The organism is Luteolibacter rhizosphaerae, assembly GCF_025950095.1.
Classification (GTDB): Bacteria; Verrucomicrobiota; Verrucomicrobiia; order Verrucomicrobiales; family Akkermansiaceae; genus Haloferula; species Haloferula rhizosphaerae.
This window is the reverse complement of the sequence record NZ_JAPDDR010000003.1, coordinates 273,796-298,875: the sequence shown is the minus strand read 5'-3', so window position 1 is coordinate 298,875 and position 25,080 is coordinate 273,796. Positions and strand designations below refer to the sequence as shown.

At 64.2% G+C, this 25,080-nt stretch carries 13 protein-coding genes; 7 read left to right on the top strand and 6 right to left on the bottom strand.

Annotation, left to right across the window (positions count from 1 at the left end):
- Nucleotides 1-162 precede the first annotated feature (162 nt).
- From OJ996_RS06960 to OJ996_RS06940, 5 genes are all read right to left on the bottom strand, one after another.
- Nucleotides 163-561: a ketosteroid isomerase-related protein gene (locus OJ996_RS06960; protein WP_264512626.1), complete on the bottom strand. Its 399-nt coding sequence runs from the start codon at nt 559-561 to the stop codon at nt 163-165.
- Nucleotides 562-622: 61 nt separating this feature from the next.
- Nucleotides 623-1,543, bottom strand: a complete 921-nt coding sequence (gene thiL / locus OJ996_RS06955) for a thiamine-phosphate kinase (RefSeq protein WP_264512624.1) — start codon at nt 1,541-1,543, stop codon at nt 623-625.
- Between the two features lie 124 nt (nt 1,544-1,667).
- Entirely contained in the window at nt 1,668-2,717 is a 1,050-nt protein-coding gene (locus OJ996_RS06950) for a CPBP family intramembrane glutamic endopeptidase (RefSeq protein WP_264512622.1), read from the bottom strand.
- A gap of 111 nt (nt 2,718-2,828) precedes the next feature.
- Nucleotides 2,829-4,934 (bottom strand): RCC1 domain-containing protein, encoded by a 2,106-nt coding sequence (locus OJ996_RS06945; protein WP_264512620.1) that lies wholly within the window; start codon nt 4,932-4,934, stop codon nt 2,829-2,831.
- A gap of 150 nt (nt 4,935-5,084) precedes the next feature.
- Nucleotides 5,085-7,241 carry an RCC1 domain-containing protein gene (locus tag OJ996_RS06940; protein WP_264512618.1) on the bottom strand — a complete coding sequence of 719 codons (2,157 nt, stop codon included), beginning with the start codon at nt 7,239-7,241 and terminating at the stop codon, nt 5,085-5,087.
- Between the two features lie 209 nt (nt 7,242-7,450).
- Between OJ996_RS06940 and OJ996_RS06935 the strand changes: the two genes are divergently transcribed.
- The 4 genes from OJ996_RS06935 (at nt 7,451) to OJ996_RS06920 (ending at nt 16,394) form a co-directional block, all read left to right on the top strand.
- Nucleotides 7,451-8,836 carry a CPBP family intramembrane glutamic endopeptidase gene (locus OJ996_RS06935; protein ID WP_264512616.1) on the top strand — a complete coding sequence of 462 codons (1,386 nt, stop codon included), beginning with the start codon at nt 7,451-7,453 and terminating at the stop codon, nt 8,834-8,836.
- A 63-nt stretch (nt 8,837-8,899) separates the two neighbouring features.
- Nucleotides 8,900-10,120, top strand: coding sequence for a serine/threonine-protein kinase (locus OJ996_RS06930; RefSeq protein ID WP_264512614.1), 1,221 nt, complete (start codon nt 8,900-8,902; stop codon nt 10,118-10,120).
- 327 nt (nt 10,121-10,447) lie between these two features.
- Nucleotides 10,448-13,138 carry a serine/threonine-protein kinase gene (locus OJ996_RS06925; protein WP_264512612.1) on the top strand — a complete coding sequence of 897 codons (2,691 nt, stop codon included), beginning with the start codon at nt 10,448-10,450 and terminating at the stop codon, nt 13,136-13,138.
- Nucleotides 13,139-13,244: 106 nt separating this feature from the next.
- Nucleotides 13,245-16,394 carry a protein kinase domain-containing protein gene (locus tag OJ996_RS06920; RefSeq protein ID WP_264512610.1) on the top strand — a complete coding sequence of 1,050 codons (3,150 nt, stop codon included), beginning with the start codon at nt 13,245-13,247 and terminating at the stop codon, nt 16,392-16,394.
- Nucleotides 16,395-16,400: 6 nt separating this feature from the next.
- Here OJ996_RS06920 and OJ996_RS06915 read toward each other — a convergent pair whose 3' ends face one another.
- The gene (locus OJ996_RS06915) at nt 16,401-16,769 is read right to left on the bottom strand and encodes a globin domain-containing protein (RefSeq protein ID WP_264512608.1); all 369 of its coding nucleotides are present in this window, start codon (nt 16,767-16,769) and stop codon (nt 16,401-16,403) included.
- A 124-nt stretch (nt 16,770-16,893) separates the two neighbouring features.
- Between OJ996_RS06915 and OJ996_RS06910 the strand changes: the two genes are divergently transcribed.
- From OJ996_RS06910 to OJ996_RS06900, 3 genes are all read left to right on the top strand, one after another.
- Complete coding sequence (locus OJ996_RS06910; RefSeq protein WP_264512606.1) at nt 16,894-18,771, top strand: alpha/beta hydrolase family protein; 1,878 nt, start codon at nt 16,894-16,896, stop codon at nt 18,769-18,771.
- 84 nt (nt 18,772-18,855) lie between these two features.
- Entirely contained in the window at nt 18,856-24,525 is a 5,670-nt protein-coding gene (gene uvrA, locus OJ996_RS06905; protein WP_264512604.1) for an excinuclease ABC subunit UvrA, read from the top strand.
- Nucleotides 24,522-25,079, top strand: coding sequence for a hypothetical protein (locus tag OJ996_RS06900; RefSeq protein WP_264512602.1), 558 nt, complete (start codon nt 24,522-24,524; stop codon nt 25,077-25,079). The genes uvrA and OJ996_RS06900 overlap by 4 nt, the downstream gene beginning before the upstream one ends.
- Nucleotide 25,080 lies beyond the last annotated feature (1 nt).

The following is a 25,080-nucleotide window of genomic DNA, read 5'->3' as shown; positions in this document are numbered from 1 at the left end:
CCTCATAGGATGAGGTTGGGGGAGGATCGCTCGAAAGCGGCGATGCTCGCCGCACTCCACAGCGGCTGCGCCGCGAAAGAGGGGATCGCCGGTGTTTGCTCCCGCTTGAGATGAGGGGGAGCGTTTGGAGGAAGGGGCGCGGGACGCACACCCTCCTTGGGGTCATGCGCCGACGAGCTTGAGCCAATTACTAAGATTATAGTAGTTGGTGACGCGGGCGACCTTGCCGTCGCGGATGTCGAAGAAGGCGCCGACGCGGAGGTGGTAGGTTTGGCCGCTGGCCTCGGGCAGGCCGGCATCGGTGGCGAGGTAGGTGCCGCGGATGTAGAACTCGGCGGCGGCGCGGGTGGAGTCGGTGGAGGAGAAGACGATGAGGTCTTCGACGGTCTCCTTGTAGGAGCGGTCCATGCGTTGAAGGAAGGCGCGGAAAGTGTCCTTGCCGGTCTCGATGCCGCCTTCGTTGATCTCGTGGACCACGTCATCGGTGAGCATGGCGAGGAGGGCTTCGCGGTCGCCGGAGTTGAAAGCGGCGTAGTAGGATTCGATCAGTTGGGCGGACATGGTGGTGTTAGAGGAGCGAAATGCGGAGAAGGAGAAGTGCCGAGTGATCAGTGAGCAGTGATCAGTGGGAAGAGGGGTTGAAGTGGTCCCAGCCGCCGGTGAGGGGGGTGGATCTGGAGGACTTATCGGTGAGGCGGCCGATGGGGGTGAGGGGGAGCTTGGGGAAGGCGGCGGGCCAGTTGTTAGAGGCGGCCTTCCAGTGGCGCTCCGGGATGGTGAGGAAGAGTTCGTAGTCCTCGCCATCGCCGAGGGCTTGCTGGGGAGTGCAGCCGGGCGTGAGGGGGAGAGCGGCGGGGTCGAGCTGGAAGCTGCAGCCGCTGGCAGCGGCGAGGCGGGGGAGGTCCTTGGCGAGGCCGTCGGAGAGATCCATCATGGCGCTGGGGCGGAGATGGCGGACGAGCCAGGCGGCTTCGGCGAGGCGGGGGGTGAAGGAGAGATGCTTGCCGGTGATCGAGCCACCGAGCCGACCGGTGACGGCGATGATATCGCCCGGTTGGCCGGTGGAGCGGAGGGTGAGGTGCTTGCGCTCCACGCTGCCTTCCCCGGCGACGGAGATGAGGGCGCCGGCAGGGAGGCGCGAGGTTTCACCACCAGCGAGGATGCCGCCGTGCTTGGCGAGGCACTTGCGGATGCCGCGGTAGAGACCGTCCATCCAGGCGACCGGGCGGTCCTGATCGATGGCGATGGTGACGAGCAGGTGCTCCGGCTTGCCGCCCATCGCGGCGAAGTCGCTGAGGACGCGGGCGACGGACTTCCAGCCAACTTTCTCGGAGGGGGTCTCCGGGAGGAAGTGGATGCCTTCGACGATGGCATCGGTCTTCAGGAGGCGGAGAGGGCCGCGGCCTTTGCCGGGATCGACGACGGCGCAGTCATCGCCGGGGCCGACGGTGAGGGAGTCACCGCCGGGGAAGCCGCGGAGGATGCGGGAGATCAGGGCGTCTTCACCGAGATCGCGGAGGCGTTTGGGTGGGGTGGAAGCCACTGGTAAAAATCACTAATCACTAATCTTCCAATCATCAATCGGAGTGCGGCTGCGCCGAGGATAGAAGAATGGAAATGGAGAATGAAACGAGCTGCGTGTGGAGCCAAGTAGGCTGCCTTCCCTGCTACGACGAAGGCATGTCGAGGACACCATAGCGGAAGAGCAGCTGGATGGCGACGGTAGCGGCATTGAAGAGGAAGTGGACGGAGATATTCGCCCAGATGGAGCCGGTGAACTCGTAGATGAGGCAGAGGAGCACGGCCAGGAGGAAGAGCGGCGCGATGGCGACCACATTGCCGTGGGCAGCGGCGAAGACGAGAGAGGAGAAAAGGATGCCGCCGACGGGGCCGCAGAAGTGCTTCGCGGCGGGGTAGAGGTAGCCGCGGAAGACAACTTCCTCCGCGATGGGGGCCACGATCACGGCGGCGATGGCCATGAGCGCGACGACCACGGGATCCTTCGCCTCCTGGAGGAGCTTCACCGATTCCTGCAGGGACTCGATCCCGAGGGCTTGCTCAAGCCATCCGTTCCAGCCGGAGACTTGGAGCACGGCCATGCTGATCCACATGAAGAAGACCGTGGCGGGCGCGATGATGAAGGCGAGCCACCACTGGCGCCAGCGCAGGCCGAGCCACTCCGCCTGCGGGATGCGGCGGGTCATGAAGGCGCAGGCGATGCCCATGATCGCGAACTGGAAGAACATCGAGGTGACCAGGATTTCGGGGCGATACTTCTCCTCGATGCTCATCTGCTTGGCATCCGCGCCGCCAGAGCCTGCCGTGAGCCCGGAGAAGATCAGGAAGACGAGGCCGATGAAGAGCAGGTCGATCCAGCGGTAGGGATGGGTCGGGACCTTGAAGTATTGGAAGATCCGGGCGGGGCCGGTGGCGGGCTCCAGTGGCGCCGCGCTGAGCGACCAGGGGGGGACGTAGGGATCCGGGGAGGGGAGAGGCGGCGGGCCTTCGGAGGAAGGGACGGCCGGAGCTTCCCCGCTGGCGGGAAGCGGCAGGGCGGGAGGAGCGTGCCGGGGTTTCCGGATCGCGTGGATGAGCGCGAAGACGGCGAAGAGGAGCGCGGCGGCGAGGAAGGTGCCGAGGATGACCCGGTCCGCCGCTTGGCTGGCGAGCAACTCGGGAAAGGTCCGGGATCCGGCGGCGGCAACGGTGAATAACATGCGCGCCGCGGAATTTGGGAGGGGCCGGGCCCCCGGGCGAGCCCAAAGGTTCGGAGGCCCGGAGGTTCAAAAAGGTAGCCCGAGACGTCGACCCCAAGTTCAGGCCCTGCGTCAGTCGACGTTGAGCAGGAAGAAGGCCTTTGTCTCGGGAGACTCGAACTCGAAGTCGATGCTTCCGGAGCCGCCCACGGAGACTTCCGCCGGGGCGGCGGGGAAGTCGGTGAAGGAACTGAGATCGGTGGACTTCTTCCAATCGAGGGTCAGTGCGAACTTCCCGGTGGTGGCGCTGCGGCCGATCAGGGTCTTGCCGGGATTGAGGGCCTGGAGCTGGGCCGGGGTGTGAAGCCCCAAGTCCGCGCTGGCGTTGGTGACCGTGGACAAGAAGGCGGCGACCAGATCCGGTTGGCTCACCGCATAGTTGAAGCCGAATGCTGCCAACTGGACTTCCGCAACATCGCTGAGGCCATCACCATCCTGATCGCCCGGGGCAGCCAAGGGTAGTGGCTGGGGCAAGCCGAGGCGATAGAAGGTCCCCATGGCATTCCCGCCAGCCACGGCCCGACTGGCACTTGCCAGACTTTCCTTGGGCACGATCACGGAGGGGTTGTAGGTGTTGCTCCCCCAGATCACGACCCTGCCATCCTGTTTGATGGCCAAGCTGTGATTGAGGCCCGCGGCGATGGCAACGACACCGCTCCGCGCTGCGGGCGGCACCGTGGCTTGGCTGAATTCATTGTATCCCCAAGCGACGACACAGCCATTCTGCTTGAGGATCAGGTTGTGAGAGCCGCCTGCGGCAATGGCAGTGACGCCGCTCAAAGCTGCTGCGGGCACGTGACCTTCGCCAAAGTAGCCGCTTCCCCAAGCCACAACGCTGCCGTCCTGCTTGAGAGCCAGGCAATGGCCAAAGCCGTGGGCGATGGCGACGACGCCACTCCCGGCGGCGAGCGGCACCGTGTTCAGGCTGTGGGTATTCTCGCCCCAAGCCACGACGCTGCCGTCCTGCTTGAGGGCCAAGCTGTGGCTGCCACCTGCTGCGATGGCGGCGACACCGCTCTGCGCGGCGAGCGGCACCGTGGCCTGGCCATTGGAGTTATAGCCCCAGGCGAGGACGCTGCCGTTTTGTTTCAGAACCAGACTGTGGTTCTGACCTGCAGCAACGGCGGTGGCCCCGCTCTGCGCCTCCGGCGGCACGGTGATCTGCCCGAAGCTGTTATTCGAAGCCCAGGCGACGATGCTGCCATCCTGTTTCAGGGCCACGCTGTGAGCTTGACCGGAGGTGATGGCGACGATGTTGCTTTGGATGGTGGTCGGAACGGAACTTTGACCGTGGCTATTGAATCCCCAGCCTACCACACTGCCATCCTGCTTGATCGCCATGCTATTGAAGGGCCCTGCGGCGATGGCGACCACGCCACTTAGTGCCGTAGCAGGCACGACGGATTGGTTATGACTGGTCCAGCCCCAAGCGATGACTCCGCCGCTCTGCTTGAGGACCAAGGCGTGTGCACCCCCGACGTTGCCCCCCGAGGCGATGGCGGTCACGCCACTCAGCGCGGGCCCCGGCGCGTTCGAGAGCGAGCCCCAGGCGAGAACAGTGCCGTCCTGCTTGAGGGCCAAGCTTCCGTCGCCACCTGCGGCGATGGCCACCACTCCGCTTTCGCCGCCGGCCGGGACCGAGGAGGCGAAAGAGATATTGGTGCCCCAAGCCACGACACTGCCGTTCTGCTTGAGGGCGAGGCTGTGATTAAGTCCCGCGGCGATCGCGATCACGTTGCTCTGGGCCGCCGTCGGCACCGTGATCTTGCCCTCGGCAGGGTCACCCCAAGCGACGACGCTGCCGTCTTGCATCAGTGCCAGATTGTGATTGGCTCCTGCAGCGATGGCGGTGACGCCGCTTTGCGGTAGTCCGTCGGTCTGACCCTTTGAGTTGTCACCCCAGGCGACGACGCTGCCGTCCTGCTTGAGAGCAATGGTGTGATTGAGTCCGGAAGCGAGGCCGGTCACGCCAGTTCGCGCCGCAAACGGTACATTGGTCTGGCCGAGGTGATTTGTTCCCCAGGCGATGACATCACCATTCGGTCTCAGGATGGCGGTGTGACCAAGGCCCGCGGCGATTTTGCTCGGACCCGGCGCGGCGATGGCCGGCGGGATCGGTCCGTACTGAGAACCGAAGTAAATCCATTCGCCGATGGAGGCCGAGCTGGATCCGGTCATGGCGACAGCGAGCAAGGCGCAGACTCGGACCCCGATCGCTGAGCGGTAGAACAAATCTGTCCGGAGTCTGGGGTTGAATCGCGACCCGCGCTTGGCGGGAGAAAGGGTTTCGATCATGGGAGCGAGGGGGTTCATGGCCAGTGGGTGGGTTTACTCTGCGTCCACGTGAAGGAAGGCTGCGGAAGCGGGGCCGCTGAATTGGAACTCGATGTCTCCGAGCCCGTTGACCGAGACGTCTGCAGGAGAGGGAGGAGCGCCCGCGAGAGGGGTGAGGGTCCGCCAGTCCAAGCTGAGCTTGAACTTTCCTGTTTGCGCGTTGCGGGACATCTGCGGTCTGCCGGGAGAGATGGGTTGGACCTGGCTGGTCGTGTAGAGGCCGGCATGCTTGGCACCGGCGAAAAGCGCTGCGACCATTTCCGGCTGGCTCACGTAAGGGTCGAATCCGAGTGCCGCCAGTTGGGCTTCCACCTCGTCGCCGAGGCCGTCGCCGTCTTCGTCGCGCACGTAGGGTTGAGGTGAAGTACTAAGACGATAGTAGGCGCGCCCGGACATCGGGCTGCAGGCGATCTGGCTGATCCCGGCCTTCGCTTCCTGCGGTGGGGTGATGCCTCCGGTGTCGTTCCTGCCCCAGGTCACCACGCTGCCGTCCTGCTTGAGGGCCAGGCTGATGTTGTTACCGGCGGCGATGGCGACCACGCCGCTCTGGGCCGCAACCGGCACGGAGATTGAGCCCCAAGGATTGTAGCCCCAGGCGATGACCTTGCCGTTCTTGAGGGCCAAGGTGTGCGCCCAGCCCCCGGCGATGGCGGAGACGCCGCTTTGCGCTTCCACCGGTACCGGGGCAAGGCCGCTGAAGGTGGCACCCCAGGAGACGATGGTCCCGTCCTGCTTGAGGGCCACGGTGTGATACTCGCCCGCGACGACGGCCGCGACCCCGCTCTGTGCCTCCAAGGGCACGGTGGCTTGGCCGTTCTCGTTTCTTCCCCAAGCCACGACGCCGCCGTTTTGCTTGAGGGCGACGCTGTGATCCCGTCCGGCTTCGATGGCCACGATGTTGCTCCGGGCTTCCAAGGGCACGGTGGCTTGGCCGCTATCGTTTCTTCCCCAGGCGAAGACGCTGCCATCCTGCTTGAGGGCGAGGCTGTGAAACTCACCCGCGGCGAGAGCGGTGACGCCGCTTTGGGCGGCGGCGGGCAGGGGAATCAGACTGTAGGGCGTGGAACTCCCCCAGCCGACGACGGTGCCGTCTTGCCGAAGAGCCATGGTGTGGGCGGAGCTTTCCGTGATGTCGATGACGGTGCTGCTGATACCCGCGGGAAATGTGGCGTTGTTAGAGTTGCCCCATATCACCACGCTACCGTCTTGCTTGAGGGCGATGGAGTGACCCGCTCCTGCGGCAATGGCGGTGACGCCGCTCTGCGCGGCAGCCGGGACGGTGGAGTTCCAAGCGACGACGCTGCCATCCTGTTTGAGGCCGAGGCTGGGGCCACCGGCGGCGATCGTGACGATGCCGCTTTGGAAATCCGCCGGTACGGTGAGTTGGCCGTCGACGCCCCAGCCCACGACGCTGCCGTCATTTCTCAGAGCCAGGGTGAAGCCGGCCAAGGCGGAGATCGCTTTGGTCTGGCCTTGTACTTCCGGAGGTATGGCGCGCACGAAGTGTGTGCCGCCCCATACGAGGACGGTGCCATTCTGCTTGAGGACAGCAGTGTGGGAGGATCCGGCGGCGATGCCAATGACACCGGAGCCAGCTTCTACCGGCACATTGAGTTGGCCGCTGTAGGGCTCACCCCATGCAATGACGCAGCCATTCTTGAGAGCCACCGTGTGATTGGATCCGGCAGCGATGGCGGTAACACCGCTCTGGGCGGCTACGGGCACGGTGGTCTGACCGAGATCATTTTTCCCCCAAGCCACGACCTCGCCATACTGCTTGAGCGCCACGATATGGCCGCTCCCGGCGACGATGGCATTGATCCCCGTGCGACCCTGTGGGGGAATAGCGGCACCTCCTGAAGCCATGAGGCTGCCATCCGCCCGGAGGAGAAGGGTACTGTAATAGCCGGCCGCTATCTTGGCATACACCCCGAGGGGATAGGTCACCATGATCTCGGCGGGGAACGCACCGGAGGGATGAGGAGCGACCCAATCGCCGGGGCCCGCTTGGGCGGAGGCGGCCGTGGCGGCGGCAGGCCATGCGCTGGAACATAGCGCGAAGTTACGCAGATCGAGCAGGGCGCGGGACCGGCGGGTGAATGCACCCGGGTGCGCAGACGGGCGCCCGAAGGCGGGTAGGGTTTTGATCATAAGATCAAGGAGGGTTCAGGGCCTGAAGGGGAAACAGGCCTTCAAATAAAGTTAGGGCATAACTTGTGCCCCCGTGGAAGTAAAAGTCTGAGGCAAATCTGAGGGGCGGGCGGAACCCGGCCAGTCAGCCTGTTTGTGGTGGGAGGGGACCTTATTTAATATTTCGTGATTGTCGGTGAGACTTGCGGTTTTTCAAAAAAACCCGGATAATGCCGTGCATCGAAGCGCGCGCGGCAAAAAAGGCGGACAACCCCTATCGTCAGATCCTGCGCCGTCGCGTGCCGGAGCCGTTCTTGGCGCTACTCCTGTTCCTGATGGGAGTGTGGCTGTGGGACAACCACTTCGGCCAGCAGATGGGGTACGATCAGGACGCCTCGCGGATGGCGCTGGTGAAGATCGACCGGGACCTGCGCTTGGCGGAATCGGCCCGGGAGTTTCCGCCGTGGCTGCGGAAGGCGGCTGGCATTGGCGATCTGAAGGAGACGATCCAGACCTCGGTGCAGTCCTTGGCGATTCTGGGCACCGAAAACGCTCTGGATCTGGAAGGCGCGTACGCGCTGGCGATCTTGGACGCCATCCGCCATGGCAACAATCCGGTGCGGGGGCCTTTCGTGGACCCGCGCCTGCCGGGTCCCCCGGATCCGCGGGCCATCATCGCGCGGGTGGCGGATGGGGAGGACACTTGGTGGGACCGGCAGTATCTGATCGGCTTCGGCGAGCAAGGGTCACCCACGGTGGCACTGCTTCCGCGGACGGCGGAGGAGGACTCGCGGAATCGAGAGCTCGCCTTGCGCGCGGTGGTGTGCCGCGGGGCGGTCTGGGTGCTGGCGGGTGTCGGCGTGTTTTTTATCCCGCGCACGCTGCGGGCCTTCGGGCGTGCGTTGCGCTCTCGACCGCAGGGCTATCCGGGGCGGATTTCCACGAATCTTGGTCTGGGAGTGTTCCTTTTGGCGTATTTGGCGGCGGTGGGCTTCGAGCGTCTTTTGAGCGGGGTGATCTCCGGGGAACTCGGAGGCCAGCCGATCTACCTCGAGCCACCGGTGCTGGCCCTGCTGGATGGAGGCACGCGATTCCTTCCGGCCTTGGTGGCGCTGGGCTTTTTGTATCGCCGGGGCGGGCATGTGAGCAGCCGGCTGGGGCTTTTCGCGAAGCCGGATCTGTTCATGATCTTCGGCACTTTCGCGCTGCTCACGGCGATCGACTTCGGTCTCAAGGAGGGCTTCGCGGGGCGGATGATCCATGACCCCACGGGCGGGCTGAGTGCGTCCGAGGCAGGCTGGTGGGGTCTCGTGCTTGCTTTGGTATCGGCCTGTCTGGCTGCTCCGGTGGCGGAGGAGATTCTGTATCGCGGGGTGCTATTCCGCTCGCTGGCAAACGGGATCCGGGTTCCGGCCGCAACCTTGTTCTCCTCGGCGGTGTTTGCCGTGGTGCATTTCTACGAGCCCTACGGGCTGGTGTCGGTGGGCATTTTCGGAGCGGCTTGTGCCTTGTGTTTTGCGGCCAGCGGGAATCTCGCCACGGCGATCGCGCTGCATATGATTTACAATTTTGTCATTAAAGTCCCCGAATGGATCGTTTACCACGCGCCGCTGTAGCGTGAAGTCACGTCTTCCACTGGCCAAGCCGGTCCCGGCCCGCTATTTCCGCAGTCGCCTAAGATGAGTTCCGAGTCGTCCTTTGAAGCCCCAACGCTGGAAGCCCTCAACCAGCTTCTGCCCGCCTATAGTTTCGATGCCTTCATCGCGCAGGGCGGGATGGGAGCGGTGTACAAAGCCCGCCAGATCGCGCTGGACCGCGATGTGGCGGTGAAGGTGCTGCCGCGCGAGCTGGGGGATGATCCCGATTTCCGCCAGTCCTTCGAGACCGAGGCGAAAGCGATGGGCCGCTTGAACCACCCGAACCTGATCGGCGTGTACGACTTCGGCGCGATCGACGGCATGCTCTACATCGTGATGGAGTATGTGAACGGCAAGTCGCTCTACCACTCCGCCTACAATCTGGCGGTGGACCCGGAGCAGGCGGCCGCGATCGTGAAGGGGATTTGCGACGGCTTGGCTCACGCGCATGACAACGGCGTGATCCACCGTGACATCAAGCCGGCGAACATCCTGCTCAACGAGAAGGTGGTGCCGAAGATCGGCGACTTCGGCCTGGCTCGCCCGCACTGGGCGGAAGGCCCGGGCCTGATCATGGGCACACCGGGCTACACCGCGCCGGAGATCTACGACAATCCCGAGCACTGCGACCGCCGCACGGATATCTTCGCGGTGGGCGTGATCCTCTATGAATTGCTGACCGGCCAGAAGTCGGAGGAAGACTCGCCGCCGCCTTCCAGCGTGGTGCATTGCGACAAACGCCTGGACGCGATCTGGAGGCTGGCCACCGATCCGAATCCGGAGCGGCGCTATGAAACCGTGGACCAGATGGCGCACGATCTCGAAGCTTGGGCGAACAAGCTCGGCGAGACGACCACGCTGCGGACCATGCAGCGGCCGCCCGGACGGATGCAGCCGGTGCCGATCGCCCACACCGCGCCGCGCCGTCGTGCACCCGCTCCGGTGGTGCATCGCAAGAAGAAGGGTGGGACCGATTGGGCACTGCTGCAGCATATCCTGATCGGTGCCGTGGTGATCGGGGCGCTGGCCTTCCTCTGGAACAAGATTGCGGAAGCGAAGCGCGAGCACGAGAAGCCCCCGGCTCCGAAGGAAGAGGCGCAGAAGCCCGGTACTCCACCGGTCGCTCCCAAGCCGGGCACCGCGCCCGCCAAGCCGGAAGCGACACCGGCACCTGCCGCTCCCCCGAAAGCTGAAGAAGCACCCAAGGAAGAGGAGCCGGCCGCTCCGCCTGCGGAAGAGTCCGAACCCGCGTCGGGCGAGTGACGGGTGAGAGGCACCGCAGCGGTGCCGGATTGTTTTCGGAGAGCGCTCCCGGATGTTTCGGGAGCGCTTTCGTTTGCATGTGATCCCACCCCCCGGACCTGTGTCCCTTGATCGGGGGACGCGCGTAGGATTGCAGCGGCGGGTTACGTGAAGATTCCGTGAAGAAATGAATATTCCCCCCAAGAATTAGTCACGATATGTGTCAACTCGTACAAATACGCGTAAACAAGGCGCAAGTTTTGCGTACGTCGGCGTTATGAAATGTCGGCGGTTCTACAATCGCAGCGACCGGCGAATTTCTGTTAAGTCCACCGTCTATCCCTCCTCATGAGCACCGACTCCTTCGAAGCTCCATCCCTTGAAATGCTCGCGGCCTTGCTTCCGGCCTATGATTTCGAGGCCTTCATCGCGCAAGGCGGCATGGGTGCCGTCTATAAAGCGCGTCAGCGTAGCTTGGACCGCGACGTGGCGATCAAGATCCTGCCGCGCGAACTCGGGGAAGATCCGGAGTTCCGCCAATCCTTCGAGACCGAAGCCAAGGCGATGGCGCGGCTTAACCATCCGAACCTGATCGGCGTGTACGATTACGGTGATGTCGATGGCATGCCTTATATCGTCATGGAGTTCGTGAACGGCAAATCGCTGTTCCACTCCGCTTATCAGATGGCGGTCGATCCGATCCAGGCGGTCACGATCGTGAAGGGCATCTGCGACGGCCTTGCCCACGCGCACGAGAACGGCGTGATCCATCGCGACATCAAGCCGGCGAACATCCTGCTCAACGAGAAGGTGACGCCGAAGATCGGCGACTTCGGTCTGGCGCGTCCTGCGGGAAACAGCACCGGCATCGTGATGGGCACGCCGGGTTATGTGGCACCGGAGGTACTGCATCACCCGGATCATGCCGACCGCCGCTCGGATCTCTTCGCACTTGGCGTGGTGCTCTATGAACTTCTGATCGGGCGCTGCCCGCCGTACGACTATCAACCGCCGGCCTCGGTGGTTTGCGGCTGTGACGTGACGCTCGACCGTATCTGCGACAAGGCGATGAACCGGATCGCGGACCTGCGCTACCAGAGCGCGGAAGAAATGTCCGCGGATCTGGATGCCTGGATGCGCCGCGCCACGAACCCGGCGGCGGCAGCAGCGGCTCCGGCTGCGCCCAAGGGCCGGATCAGGCGCGTGGGTGCGATGAGCGGTGGCTATCGTCCTTCGAAGGCGGAGAGCTCCTCCGGCGGCATGAAAGGTTTGCTCGGTCTGGCGGCTGTGGTGGCGGTCGGGGCCATCGGCTGGTCCATGTTCAGCAACGGTCAGAAGGCGCAGACCGCGGGTTTCCAAGCAGCCGCGGCGCAGGTGCCGCCCGCTGCCGATGATAAGAGCGGCTCGTCCAAACCGAAGGCCGACAAGAAGGCGAAGTCCGACGACGCGACCGCCAAGAAGGAGACCAACGAGACCCCGATGGAATCGCTCGGGCGTCTGCGGGAGAAGCTGGCCAGCGGCAATCGCGAGGAGATGCCCAAGGGAGCGACGCTGCTGGGCGACCGCTATTTCATGGTCGTCTCGCGCCCGCTTAGTTGGACCGCTGCGTCTTCCTTCGCGACGATGCACGGGGCGCAGCTCTTCATGGCTCTCACACCTGCCGACCTTCGCAAGGTGTCGGCCCTGATGCCGGAAGCGGAAAGCGGTGCCGAGGCCGGCTTGTGGATCGGTGCCGGCATGACCGGTGCCGATGCATGGATGTGGGTGGATGGCTCGCCTTGGGAGCTCTCCGTGAAGCCCGGGGGCGAAGGCGTCTATGTCATCGTGGACGCACAGGGTGCGCCGCAGATGCGGGAGCGGGTGGACCGCTATCCCTTCGTGATCCAGTGGCGCAAGGATGGTGCCTCGGTTCCCGAGCTTCCGGATGCGCTGGTGAATGCCGGTGAGAACTCCGGCAAGGACGCATCCGGATCGAAGGACGCGGCGGAAGACGATGCACTTTCCACGGAGGATCTTCCGGAGGAGATCGCCAGCCTCGACAAGATCGCGAAGGACTACCTGGCCAAGCTCGACGAAGAGCGCTCCAAGAAGCTGGCGGAGAACGCCAAGAGCTTCACCTGGGGTATCGACTCCTGGCACAAAGATCTGAGCAAAAACGACCAGGCCACTTGGAACCGGGATGTCACGCTCCTCAAGACGTTGGTGAAGGAGAACCGGGTGCCGGATAAAATCGGTCCCGATAGCGGCGTGCGCCTTTCCCCGAAAATGGAAGATTTGGCCAAGCGTGCCGCAGCGAAACAGAAGGAGATCGATGCCGACTTCGACTCGAAGGCGGAGCGCGCCCGCACCTCTTACGCCGCGCGCATGGCAGACCGAGCGAAGAGTCTTGCCGGGAATCCCAAAGCCGCCAAGGCGGCGGAAGCCCGGGTGAAAAAGGCGGCCGAGCTGAAGGGCTGGGTTTCCTTCGTGAAGGGTGAAGAGGCCGGTGAAGAAGAGGAAGAGGTGATGGAGGCTTCCGCGGCTATCGACGGGGCCGAACTCGACCTGAGCGGACGCTGGGTCTGGATGAGCGCGGATATCGTGATCATCCGGCCGGATGGCTCGCTCTTCAACGAGACCAACAAGAACAAGGGCGAGTGGAAGCGCGAGGAGCCGGGCTCCGACAGCTATCAGTTCTCGTGGAACAACGGTCGCTGGGTGGATGTCGTGACGGTTTCCGCCGATGGCAACAAAATGAACGGCAAGAACCAGATCGGTAACACCATCACGGCTTGGCGCATCCTCAAGGGCAGTGACCCGATCGTGGATGCTTGGCAGTGGGGGAATGCCAAGGCGATCTTCCGCTCGGATTCCACGGTCTCGAAGGGCAACGACGGCGGCAAGTGGACGCTCGATTCCGAAGAAGGCGGCACCCGGACCTATACCGTGCGCTGGGGCTCCGGCTACACCGATACCTTCACGCTGGCCAAGAACGGCGATAGCTTCAAGGGTACCAATAACCACGGCGCCAAGATCTCCGGCGAGCGCATCGAGGAGTGAGGCGCCCGCGAAAACGCGGGATCGGGCGGGGAATTGTGAATTTGGCGTCAGGGTTCCAATCGCCAGCCCCGCGGCCTTGTGATATGCCGCGTCTGCATCTCCTCCGATGAGTTTGGATAACTTCGAAGCACCCACCCTGGAAGCCATGGCAGCCCTGCTGCCGGCTTATGAATTTGAGGCCTTCATCGCGAAGGGCGGGATGGGTGCCGTGTACAAGGCGCAGCAGCGCCGTCTGGATCGGGATGTGGCGATCAAGATCCTGCCGCGGGAGCTCGGGGAGGATGCCGCCTTCGTGGCCTCCTTCGAGACGGAGGCGAAGGCGATGGCCAAGCTCAACCACCCGAACCTCATCGGCGTGTACGACTATGGCGAGGTGGACGGCATGCCGTACATCGTCATGGAGTACGTGAACGGCAAATCGCTGTTCTACTCCGCGCAGAATCTGAAGGTGGATCCCGGCCAAGCCGTGGGAATCGTGAAGGGCATCTGTGATGGTCTCGCCCACGCGCACGAGAACGGGGTGATCCACCGCGACATCAAGCCAGCCAACATCCTGCTCACGCCACGCGCGGTGCCGAAGATCGGCGACTTCGGGCTGGCACGGCCGGTGGATTCGGACGGTGCGGGCCTGGTGATGGGCACGCCGGGCTACGTGGCGCCGGAGGTGCTGCACCACCCGGAGCAAGCGGACCGCCGCTCGGATCTCTTTGCACTCGGCGTGGTGCTCTATGAACTGCTGATCGGGCGCTGCCCGCCGTACGAGGGGATCATCCCGCCCTCGAAGCTGGCCGGCTGCGACACCACGCTGGACCGCATTTGCGAAAAGGCGATGAACCCGGTGGCGGACCTGCGCTACCAGACGGCGGAGGAGATGTCCGCGGATCTGGAGGCGTGGCTGCGCCGGCCCTTCTCACCGCTCGGCCAGCCGCTTCCCGCCGCTCTGCCGCAGCAGGCTCCGGGGGGGCCACGGCGGAATGTTCCGGCCACCTCGGATTATCTGTCCTCACCCGCGCCCCGCCGCACGGCGACCCGCGCTTCCTCGTCCTCGGCCGGAGCGGTCAAGGGTTTGGTCATGCTGGCGATCGCGATCGTCATCGGTGCGGTGGTGTGGTCGAAGGTGAATGCCATCAAGAAGGCGAATGCCGATATCAAGCGGGCGGTGTCGGAGGTCGAGAAGGCCTTCACCCCGAGCGAGGATCGCGTGATCCCGGCCGAGCGGGATACGAAGCGTTCGACCTCCGCCGATCCGGCGAAGCGGGAGGACAAGCCGGAGAAGAAGAAACCCGCGCCAATCGTGCGGGAGGAATCCCCGCTCAAGGCGCTCTCGCGTTTGCAGCGGAGACTGGTTTCCGGTGAGCGGGGCGAGATGCCCTATGGCAGCGTCGCTCTTGGGGACACCCACTTCATGGTGGTGCCGGCACCGATGAGCTGGGGCGCGGCATCCACCTTTGCCGCAGAGCATGGCGCGCACCTCTTCGTCGCGAAGACGGAGGAAGATCTGGGCAAGCTGCAGCTGCTGATGCCCGCGGCGGAGGGCGGAGCAGAGGCCGGTCTGTGGATCGGAGCGGGCAGCTCCGGTGAGGACCTTTGGTCCTGGGTGGATGGCACGCCGTGGCAGGAGACGCTCAAGCCGGAAGGTGAAGGTCCCTACGTGATCCTCGATAGCAAGGGCGGCCTGCAGGCCCGCGAGCCCGGGGACCGTTATCCCTTCGCGATCCAGTGGCGTGCTGACGGGACGAACCCCGCGGCGCTTGAGGAAGTATTGAAGCGCACCGGTGAATCGATCTCCGCAGGAGTGCCCGTTTATCCTCCCGGCACCTTGCAGCACTCGGGCGGGCGGATCTACATCGCCAGCGTACCGGGGAGCTACACCGTGGCCAGCGGCTTGGCGGAGAGCGCCGGCGGGAGGCTGATGTCCTTGCCCACGGAAGAGGCAAGTCTCTGGCTCAACGAGCATCTCCCGGGCGATTCCGATGACGGCTTCTGGCTCGGCGGCACGCGCGACGAGGAAGCTTGGTCCTGGGCCAGCGGCGAGGATTGGGGGTACACCCGTTGGACGGACGACACCCAGGACGGCCAGCCGGGCGGCCGGCTGAAGCTCATGCCGGGTGCGGGATGGGTGAATGTCTACCCCGCCGCGCGCAGTTCCGGCTTCGTCATCCAGTGGCCCTCCAAGCCGGTGAAGGCGAAGCCCTCGGCTGCGCCGGTGATCGTGGACATGAAGCTGCCGCCGGACCTGGCCGATCTTGAAACGAAGGCGAAGGATCTCCTGGCGAACTTGGGCAAGGATCGGGACAAGGAGCTGGCGGCGAATGCCAAGACCTTCCACTGGGATCTCGATACCTGGCTGAACGACCTGAGCAAGAACGAGGTCTCGGCATGGAAGCGTGACGTGAACTTGCTGAAGCAATCGGTGCGGAACAACCGGGTGCCGGCGAAAATACCGGGCGACGGTAGCTTCCGCATGTCCGACCAGATGCGGAAGGTGGTGAGCTACTGCGCGGACAAGCAGGCGGCGATCGATGCCTCTTTCAATGCGAAGGCCGCGCGGATCCGGGATTCCTATGTCACGCGCGTGAAGGCAGCGGCGGAGACCGCCACGCCGGAGTTGAAGCCGACCTTGGAACGCCGCATCACCGTGGCGGGGGATCTGGAGAAGTGGGTGGCGACCCTCGGCGTGCAGGGGGAAAAAGCCTCGGCGCTTGCCTCCGGCGGCGGTGGTCTGAAGGTGCTGGTGGGAGTGTGGGTGTGGCAGGCCAAGGATCTCTTCACCTTCCGCGATGATGGCACTCTAACCCGCCGCAACGGTGGCAACCCCGGCACTTGGAAGCTGAAGTCGAGCGACGATAGCGGCTCTCATTTCGATCTCACGTGGGATGAAGACTGGACGATCGAAGCGACCGTGGCGCCGGACGGCCAGACCTTGGAGGGCAAGAACCCCACGGGCGAAGTGGTGCGGGGCTTGAAGATTCCCCCGGCCACCGTCGCGGGAGGAGAGGACAAATTCATCGGCGCTTGGGCCTTCGACAACGGCCAGGCCATTTACATCTTCAATGCGGACGGCACGGCCGCCACCTTGCGGGACCAAGGAACCTGGAAGCTCGAATCGGACGGGGACGGCCAGCGCACCTATGCCATCAAGTGGGTGAACTGGGCGACCGTTGACCGGCTGATCATGGGTGAGGACACCAACAAGCTCGCGGGCGAGAACACCGAGGGTGGGAAGCTCTCCGGCAAGCGCCTGCTGCCGGAGTGACCCGGCTCAGTGGTTTCGCATCGCCTCGGCGACTTGCGCGAAGAAGGGCGAGATCACCGCGCGGGCCTCGCCGGTGATGTTCGTTTCGTCCATCGCCGCTTCCATCAGTTCGATCCAGCGGTTGCGGTGGGCTTCCTTGATCACGAAGGGAAAGTGCCGCATCCGCAGGCGCGGGTGGCCACGGTTCGCGATGTAGGATTCATCGCCGAGGAAGCGGAACTGCAGGAACTCGCGCAGGCGCTGCTCCGCGCCCTCCCAATCGTCGTCCGGATAAAGCGGGCCGATCAGATCGTCGGTCTTCACGCGGCGGTAGAAGCCCGCGACCATCCGGGCGATGCCCTCCGCGCCCAACTCGCGGGCGACGATTTGTTCCATGGAGTCCACGGCCCCTGATGGCATCGGGACGGGTGGGGAGCAAGCGCGGGATGGGAACGATATAAGGCCCTTTTGGACGGAGAGATTGCTGGGCTTCCGGCTTGCAGCTGTCTTCTATTGTCCGGTGCGTGTGTTTCTTTTGCTCGCTTCTCTGACGCTGCCCCTGTCGGCGGAACCCAAGACCCACAACTCGCCGTGGAACTTCCCGGAAGTCGAATCACGCGAGGCATGGCAGGCGCGGGTGAAGGAGATCCGGGAGCAGATCCTCGTGAGCTGCGGGCTTTGGCCGCTGCCGGAGAAGGGGCCCTTGAATGCGGTGGTCTTCGACAAGGTGGAGCGCGATGGCTACTCGATCGAGAAGGTCCACCTGCAGCCCTATCCCGGCTTTTACTTGGCGGGAAATCTTTACCGGCCTTTGGGCAAGGGCGCAGGACCCTTTCCCGCGGTGCTGAATCCTCATGGTCATTGGGACCAAGGCCGCTTGGCGGATGAAGGGAACGGAAGTATCCCGGCGCGCTGCATCGGTCTCGCGCGGATGGGCATGATTGCCTTCTCGTACGACATGGTCGGCTACAACGACACGCGCTTCGCCGATGGAACCGAAGCCGACGGCGGCCACCGCAAATTCGGGGCGCGTGCGGAGGACCAGCTCTGGGGTATCAATTCGATGGGCTTGCAGCTCTGGAACAGCATCCGCGCCTTGGACTTTCTGGAGAGCCTGCCGGATGTCGACCGGAAGCGCCTCGCCTGCACCGGTGAATCCGGGGGCGGCACGCAGACTTTCATGCTCGCCGCGGTGGATGGCAGGCTCGCCGCGCAGGTGCCCGTGGTGATGGTGAGCCATAGCATGCAGGGCGGCTGCATCTGCGAGAACGCTCCGGGCCTGCGGGTGGATCACTCGAACATGGAGATCGCAGCGGCAGCAGCACCCAGGCCGCAGTTGATCATCGGTGCCACCGGCGATTGGACCAAGGCGACCATGGAGGTGGAAGGCCCGGCGGTAGCGGGTATCTACAAGCTTCTCGGCGCGGAGGAGAAGCTGAACTACCAGCGCTTCGAGGCCCCGCATAACTACAACCAGCAAAGCCGCGAAGCCATGTACGAGTGGCTGGGCCGGCACTTGCTGGAGCATCCGGAGGCAGTTTCGTTCAAGGAGGCGCCTTACCAGAAAGAGCCGGATGATGTCCTACGCGTCTTCCCGGGCAAGCTGCCGGACGATGCGCTGAGCATGGAAGAGTTCATCAAGGCGCGGAAGCAGGCCCAGCGCAATCACTGGAAGCAGTTGGTGCCGCGGGATCAAGCGGCTCTCGAGCGTTTCAGGACGGAGCTTTTCCCGGCGTGGCGTCACACCTTGCAGACCGATTGGACACCGGCGGATCGTGAGAAGAAGTCTCCCCCATCGGCCGAGTGGGTGGCGCGGGAGCAGGTCGAGGGAACAGTCTTGATCAAGGTCACGGGAGACTTGGCAGTGGATCCGGACAAGCTGCAGATCGAGCGCCGCGACGGTGTCACGGTCATGACCTTCAAAGGGGCTGCGGAAGATGCCGTGGCGGACGAGATCTCGAACCACTTCACCACTTACAACCGGACCTCGCTGCAGAAGCAGGTGGGGGCTTTGATCACCGTGTGCCAGATGCTGCGTGAGCTGCCGGCGGTGGATCGCGTGCTGCTTTCGGGAAGCGGGAGGGGCAGTCTATGGGCCATGCTGGCGGCGCCGGCTGCAGATGGATTGGCCGTGGATTGCTCGGCTTTGGATTTCTCTTTGGACGAGAACTTCCTCGGACCGGGCACCTTTGCACCGGGCCTCCGTCGCATCGGCACCTACAAGGGAGCCGCGATGCTGGCCGCGCCGAATCCGCTGCTTCTGCACCATACGGGGGGCAAATTCGCGTGCTTCGATATCGGTGCAGCCTATCGCGCCGCGGATGCCGAGGATCGCCTAGAGCTGGCAGAAGCGCCGCTCGCGGAAGCCGAGATCCTGCGCTGGGCGGCGCAGAAATAGGGGGCTTCGGGATAACTGTTCTTTTGACCACATTTTCCCGAAAACTCCGCTGGCGATTCCGCGCTTCCCGCCTAGTCTCCCCGCGTGCCCGCGAAGAAGAAGCCGTCCGAGTCCGCGCCTGCTGTTTCCGCCATCCGCATCCGAGGTGCCCGGCAGCATAATTTGAAGGGGCTGGACCTCGATATCCCGCTCGGGCAGCTCACCGTGGTGACCGGTCCCTCCGGCTCGGGGAAGTCCTCGCTGGCCTTCCACACGCTCTATGCGGAGGGGCAGCGGCGTTACGTGGAGACCTTCTCGCCTTATGTCCGGCAGTTCTTCGACCGCATGGACAAGCCGGTGGTGGATCACATCGATGGCATCCCGCCGGCGATCGCAATCGAGCAAAAGAACAACATCCGCACCACGCGCTCCACGGTCGGCACGCTCACGGAGATCAATGATTACTTGAAGCTGCTCTATGCGCGGGCCGCGCGCGGCTATGATCCGGACACGGGCGAGGAGATCCGGCCGGATTCACCGGAGTCCGCGGCGGCATGGGCCTTCGAGCATCTCGCGGGCGAGCAGGTTCTCGTCACTTTCCCGGTGGCGATTCCGGCGGAGACGAAGAGCGAGGAGCTTTTCCCCTTCCTGAACCAGCAAGGCTACCTGCGCGTGCTGATCGGGAAGGAAGTGCACCGCACGGATGAGGCGGGCAAGGTGGTGAAGCTCTCGAAATCGCAGGGCGTCGCCGTGATCCAGGACCGCCTGCCGGTCACGCCGGAGAACCGCACGCGTCTGTTAGAAGCCTTGGAGCACGCCTTTACCTTGGGAAAAGGCCATGTGTCCTTGGCCTCCGGTGCGGACTTCAAGGCGCGGCCCTTCTCTTCGACATGGACGAACCCGGCCACGGGGAACTCGCTCCGCCCGCCATCGCCCGCACTCTTCTCCTTCAACAATCCGCTTGGTGCCTGCCCGAAGTGCCGCGGCTTCGGCCGGGTGATCGGGCTCGATCTGGACCGTGCCGTGCCGGATCCCTCGCTCACCATCCGCCAGGGCGTGATCAAGCCTTTCCAAGGCGAGCGTGGCGAGGATTGCCAGCGCGACCTGCTGCGCTGCTGCAAGGAGCGCCGGGTCGACGTCAACACGCCATGGGAAGACATGGCGGAGGACGAGCGCGAGTGGGTCTACTACGGGGATCGTAGTTCGAGCAGCCCGGAAGACCTCGAAGAGATCTGGCGCTCGGGTTCCTGGTATGGCGTGAAGGGCTTCTTCGATTGGCTGGAGACGAAGGCTTACAAGATGCATGTCCGCATCTTCCTGAGCCGTTACCGTTCCTACACCACCTGCGGCACTTGCCGCGGCAAGCGCCTGCAACCGGAGGCCCTGTGCTACAAGATCGAGGGCAAGGCCTTGCCGGATCTCTGGCTCCTGCCGATCACCGACCTGCGCGAATGGTTCTCGAACCTCGGGCCGGAAACCCTCGGCTCCGCGCCGGATGCCTCGCTGCAATTGATCCTCACGGAGATCGCCTCGCGCCTTCATTATCTGAACGAGGTCGGCCTCGGCTACCTGACCCTCGACCGCCCGGCGCGCACGCTCAGCGGCGGCGAGATCGAGCGCGTGAATCTTACCACCTGTCTCGGTGCCTCGCTGACGAACACGCTCTTCGTACTCGATGAACCTACGGTCGGTCTGCATCCGCGGGACATTCACCGGCTCGTCGGCGTGATGCACGGCCTGCGGGACAAGGGGAACACGCTGGTGGTCGTGGAGCACGAGGAAGCCGTCATGCGCGCCGCGGACCAGTTGCTGGATATCGGTCCGGCGGCAGGGCAGCACGGCGGCAGCCTTGTCTTCCAAGGCCCGGTATCGAACGGTCTCGCCTTCGGCGCGAAAGGAAAGGCCAAGACGGGCACCCTGCCTTGGCTCTCGGGCGAGCGCGTCATCCCGCTGCCTGCGAAGCGCCGCAAGCCGGGTGCGAAGAAGATCGAGATCCGCGGTGCCAGTCGGCACAACCTGAAGAGGCTCGATCTCGAGCTTCCGCTCGGTCTCTTTGCCTGCCTCACCGGGGTGTCCGGCTCGGGCAAGTCCACGCTCGCGCACGACGTGATCTACGCGAACATCTCGCGGAAGCTGCGCAAGGAGGAGTCCGACCTCGATCCGGCACCGGTCAAGGAGCTACGAGGTACGCAGTACTTGAGCGATGTCCTGTTGGTGGACCAGTCACCGCTGGCCCGCACGCCGCGCTCGACCCCGGCGGTGCTGGTGGGTGCCTTCGATCCCATCCGCCAGCTCTTCGCGCAAACGGAAGATGCGAAGGCGGGCGGCCTGAATACCGGCTTCTTCTCCTTCAACTCGGGTGAGGGCCGCTGCGACCGTTGCGCCGGGGCCGGTAGCGAGAAGGTGGAGATGCAGTTCCTCTCCGACCTGCACGTGACCTGCCCGGACTGCAATGGCCGGCGCTACAAGCCCTCCACGCTGGATATCCACTACCTCGGCAAGTCGGTCGCGGACATCCTTGATCTCTCGATCGAGGAAGCCATCGCTTTCTACGGCGAGACCGAGGGCCTCTCCAGCCCGCATGCCAAGCGCCATGAGCAGGTCTGCAAGCTGCTCCGGCCGCTGGCGGAAGTGGGCCTAGGCTACCTCAAGCTGGGCCAGCCGCTTAACACCCTGTCGGGCGGTGAGTCGCAGCGTCTGAAGCTCTGCCAGCTTCTCGCCGAAGCCGGGCCGAAGTCGCAGGACTCGAAGTTGTCCAAGCTGCTGATCCTCGACGAGCCGACCACCGGCCTGCATTTCTCGGATATCGAGCGCCTGCTCGGCGTGTTCCAGCGCTTGGTAGATGCGGGCCACAGCTTGTTGGTAATCGAGCACAACCTGGACGTGATCAAGTGCGCGGACTGGATCCTCGATCTCGGCCCGGAGGCGGGCGCGCAGGGCGGCCAGCTGGTGGGGCAGGGGACCCCGGAGCAGATCGCGGCGATGGAGACGGAGACCTCGCGCTATCTCCAGCCGATGCTCGCGCCCCGCGACGTGGGGTCGGCGCGTCTTAAGGAAGAGCCGATGCTGCCGCAGCCGCTGGCGAAGCAGGCGAATGTGATCTCCCTGCGCGGTGCGCGTGAGCACAACTTGAAGAACATCTCGATCGATATCCCGCGCGACAAGTTCGTGGTCGTTTCCGGGCTCAGCGGCTCGGGCAAGTCGACGCTCGCCTTCGATATTCTCTTCGCGGAAGGCCAGCGGCGCTTCCTCGATTCGATGTCCGCCTATGCCCGGCAGTTCGCCGAGCAATTGGAAAAGCCCGAACTCGATTCTTTGGCCGGCCTGCCGCCGACCGTGGCGATCGAGCAGCGGGTCTCGCAGGGCGGGATGAAATCGACCGTCGCCACCGTGACGGAAGTCTGGAACTTCGTCCGCCTGCTCTATGCGAAGCTCGGCACCCGCTATTGCCCGGACTGCAATGTGCCGGTGGAGAAGCAGTCGCTCGCCGCGATCGAAAAGAGCGTGCGCGACCTGCTCAAAAAGGGCGCGGTTTCGATCCTCGCTCCCGTGATCCGCGGACGGAAGGGCTATCACACCGAAGTCGCGGAATGGGCGCTCAAGCAGGGCTTCACGCGCTTGCTGGTCGACAAGCAATTTAAGGATGCCGAGGGCTTCACCCGTCTGGAACGCTTCAAGGAGCACGACATCGATGTCGTTGTCGCCGAGCTTTCCGTCGGCTCGAAGAAGGGCGCGGAGGAATCGCTCGGCACCGTGATCCCGCGCGCGCTCGATATCGGGAAGGGCACCTTGAAGCTCTTCACGCCGGACAAGAAGTTCATGCTGCTGTCCAGCGAGGCGAGCTGCCCGAGCTGCCATCGCTCCTTTGAGGAGCTCGATCCGCGTCTCTTCTCCTTCAACTCGCCGCACGGCTGGTGCGAGGAGTGCCGCGGCCATGGCATGGTGCCGAAGCATCGTCATCATCTCGATACCTCGAAGTATGAGTCCGTGCTGGAAGCGGAGATGGATGCCGACCGCAAGATCGAGCGGATGGAAGACGAGGAGCTGGTGGAATGCCCCGCCTGCCACGGTGCCCGCCTGAATCCGGAGGGCCGCGCGGTGCGTTTCCAAGGCTCGCCGCTCGCGGATCTCGCCCGCTTGCCGGTCGAGCACGCCTCGCAGCACTTCGAGAAGCTCAAGGTGGCCGGAGATCGCGAAAGTTTGATCGCCCGCGATATCCTGCCGGAGATCCGCCAGCGCCTCGCCTTCCTGCAGGAAGTCGGTCTGGGCTATCTCCAGCTCGATCGCTCGGCGCGCACTTTGAGCGGCGGCGAGAGTCAGCGCATCCGCTTGGCCGCGCAGCTCGGCAGCAATCTTCGCGGCGTGCTTTACGTCCTCGATGAGCCGACCATCGGCCTTCACCCCCGCGATAATGCCGCGCTGTTAGAGACCTTGGTCGCACTGCGCGACCGCGGCAATAGCCTGATCGTCGTCGAGCACGACGAGGATACCATCGCGCGGGCGGATCATCTCATCGACCTCGGGCCGGGTGCCGGTCGCTTGGGCGGACAGATCGTTTATCAGGGCCCACCTCCCACGGTTCCGGGCATCAATGCGGCGCCCAAGAAAGGTAAGAAGGCCGCGAAGGAAGAAGGCAGCACCATGCTCGATGTCTCTGCCTCGCCCACTTATCGCGCCCTCTCGAATCCGATCCTCCACCCGACCCGTGGCAAGCGCCGTGCGGTGCCGAAGAATCATCCGCTGCTGAAAGTGGAAGGCTGCCGCGCGAACAACCTGAAGTTCATCGATGTCGGCATCCCGCTCGGGCGACTCACGGTTCTAACCGGGATCTCCGGTTCGGGGAAATCCACGCTCATGCACTCCTGCATCGCGGATGCCGCACGGGCGAAGAATGCGAAGGCCGAGGGCAAGAAGACCGGCGTCCGCAAATGGAAGTCCGCCAGCGGCTTCGACAAGCTGCAGTCGATTTACGAGGTGGACCAATCGCCGATCGGCAAGACCTCCCGTTCCTGCCCGGCCACCTACGTGAAGGTCTTCGATGACATCCGTAAGCTCTTCGCGCAGCTCCCGGATTCGCGGGTGCGCGGTTACGAGGCCTCACGCTTCTCCTTCAATACCGGCGACGGCCGCTGCCCCGTCTGCGAGGGCAATGGACGCGTGAAGCTGGAGATGGACTTCCTGCCGAGCACCTGGGTTCCCTGCGAGGCCTGTGCCGAGATGCGCTACAATCCCGCCACGCTCGAAGTGCGCTTCCGCGAGAAGAACATCGGGCAGGTGCTGCGCATGACCATCGAGCAGGCTGCGGAGTTCTTCGAGTCCCAGCCGCGCATCGCCGCGCCGCTGAAACTCTTGGCAGATACCGGCCTCGGCTATCTCCAACTCGGCCAGCCCTCGCCCACTCTCAGCGGTGGCGAGGCCCAGCGCATCAAGCTGGTCACCGAGCTGACCAAAGGCCGCGTCTCCGCCAAGAACCTCAAGACCCTGAACCGCTCGAATCTCTACCTCATCGAGGAACCGACCGTGGGCCTGCACTTGGAAGACGTGAAGCGCCTCATCGACGTGCTGCACCGTCTGGTCGACGAAGGCCACACGGTCATCGTCATCGAGCACCACATGGCGGTCGCGGCGGAGGCGGACTGGATTCTCGACATGGGCCCGGAGGCGGGCGATCAAGGGGGAACCATCATCGCGCAGGGACCACCGGAGACCGTGGCAAAATCCAAGAAATCCCGCACGGCTCCCTTCCTCGCGACGGCGCTCTCGCTCAACTCATGAAGACCTCCCGGATCCTGGTGACAGCGCTCACGTTCGCACTTGCAAGCTGCGTCTCTCATCAGGGCCCCGGCTCCGATTGGCCGAAGCCGGTTGCTCTGAAAAGCCTCTCCCAGCTCGGCGGCGTCTACGCCAACAAGGGCCAAGGCGGCGGGACCTACGGACGAAAGCTCTACGATCTCATCGATGGCCAGCTCCACATCTCGGACAAGCGTGGCGAGCGGACCGAGCTCCGTCCCGCGGCAGATGGTAAAACGATTCACGTGCTGCTCCGCGACGGGAAGGGGAAGCTGCTTCAGTCCAAGGTTCTGCGGGAGAAGGACGACTTCATCGTGGAGAAGAGCGGCCTTTCCGTGAAGGTTCCTTCAAATATCGGCGAAACGGGCGTGGGGAATCTCGGTGTCTTCGTAGGAGATGCCTCCGTGGTCGTCCGGCCCTCGGCCGATGGCGGCCTTCTCGGCGAGGAATCCGAGTTCGGTGCCGGCTTCTTCGGCTTCATGATTCCCATCGCGGCTTCCAAGAAAGAGAACTACTACTGGCCCGTACTTGGCCGGTAGA

What these genes read in the sequence shown, in the direction of transcription:
- OJ996_RS06960 (WP_264512626.1), bottom strand. Translation starts at nt 561, where the DNA reads ATGTCCGCCCAACTGATCGAATCCTACTACGCCGCTTTCAACTCCGGC.
- OJ996_RS06950 (WP_264512622.1), bottom strand. Translation starts at nt 2,717, where the DNA reads ATGTTATTCACCGTTGCCGCCGCCGGATCCCGGACCTTTCCCGAGTTG.
- OJ996_RS06945 (WP_264512620.1), bottom strand. Translation starts at nt 4,934, where the DNA reads ATGACCGGATCCAGCTCGGCCTCCATCGGCGAATGGATTTACTTCGGT.
- OJ996_RS06940 (WP_264512618.1), bottom strand. Translation starts at nt 7,241, where the DNA reads ATGATCAAAACCCTACCCGCCTTCGGGCGCCCGTCTGCGCACCCGGGT.
- OJ996_RS06935 (WP_264512616.1), top strand. Translation starts at nt 7,451, where the DNA reads ATGCCGTGCATCGAAGCGCGCGCGGCAAAAAAGGCGGACAACCCCTAT.
- OJ996_RS06930 (WP_264512614.1), top strand. Translation starts at nt 8,900, where the DNA reads ATGAGTTCCGAGTCGTCCTTTGAAGCCCCAACGCTGGAAGCCCTCAAC.
- OJ996_RS06925 (WP_264512612.1), top strand. Translation starts at nt 10,448, where the DNA reads ATGAGCACCGACTCCTTCGAAGCTCCATCCCTTGAAATGCTCGCGGCC.
- OJ996_RS06920 (WP_264512610.1), top strand. Translation starts at nt 13,245, where the DNA reads ATGAGTTTGGATAACTTCGAAGCACCCACCCTGGAAGCCATGGCAGCC.
- OJ996_RS06915 (WP_264512608.1), bottom strand. Translation starts at nt 16,769, where the DNA reads ATGGAACAAATCGTCGCCCGCGAGTTGGGCGCGGAGGGCATCGCCCGG.
- OJ996_RS06900 (WP_264512602.1), top strand. Translation starts at nt 24,522, where the DNA reads ATGAAGACCTCCCGGATCCTGGTGACAGCGCTCACGTTCGCACTTGCA.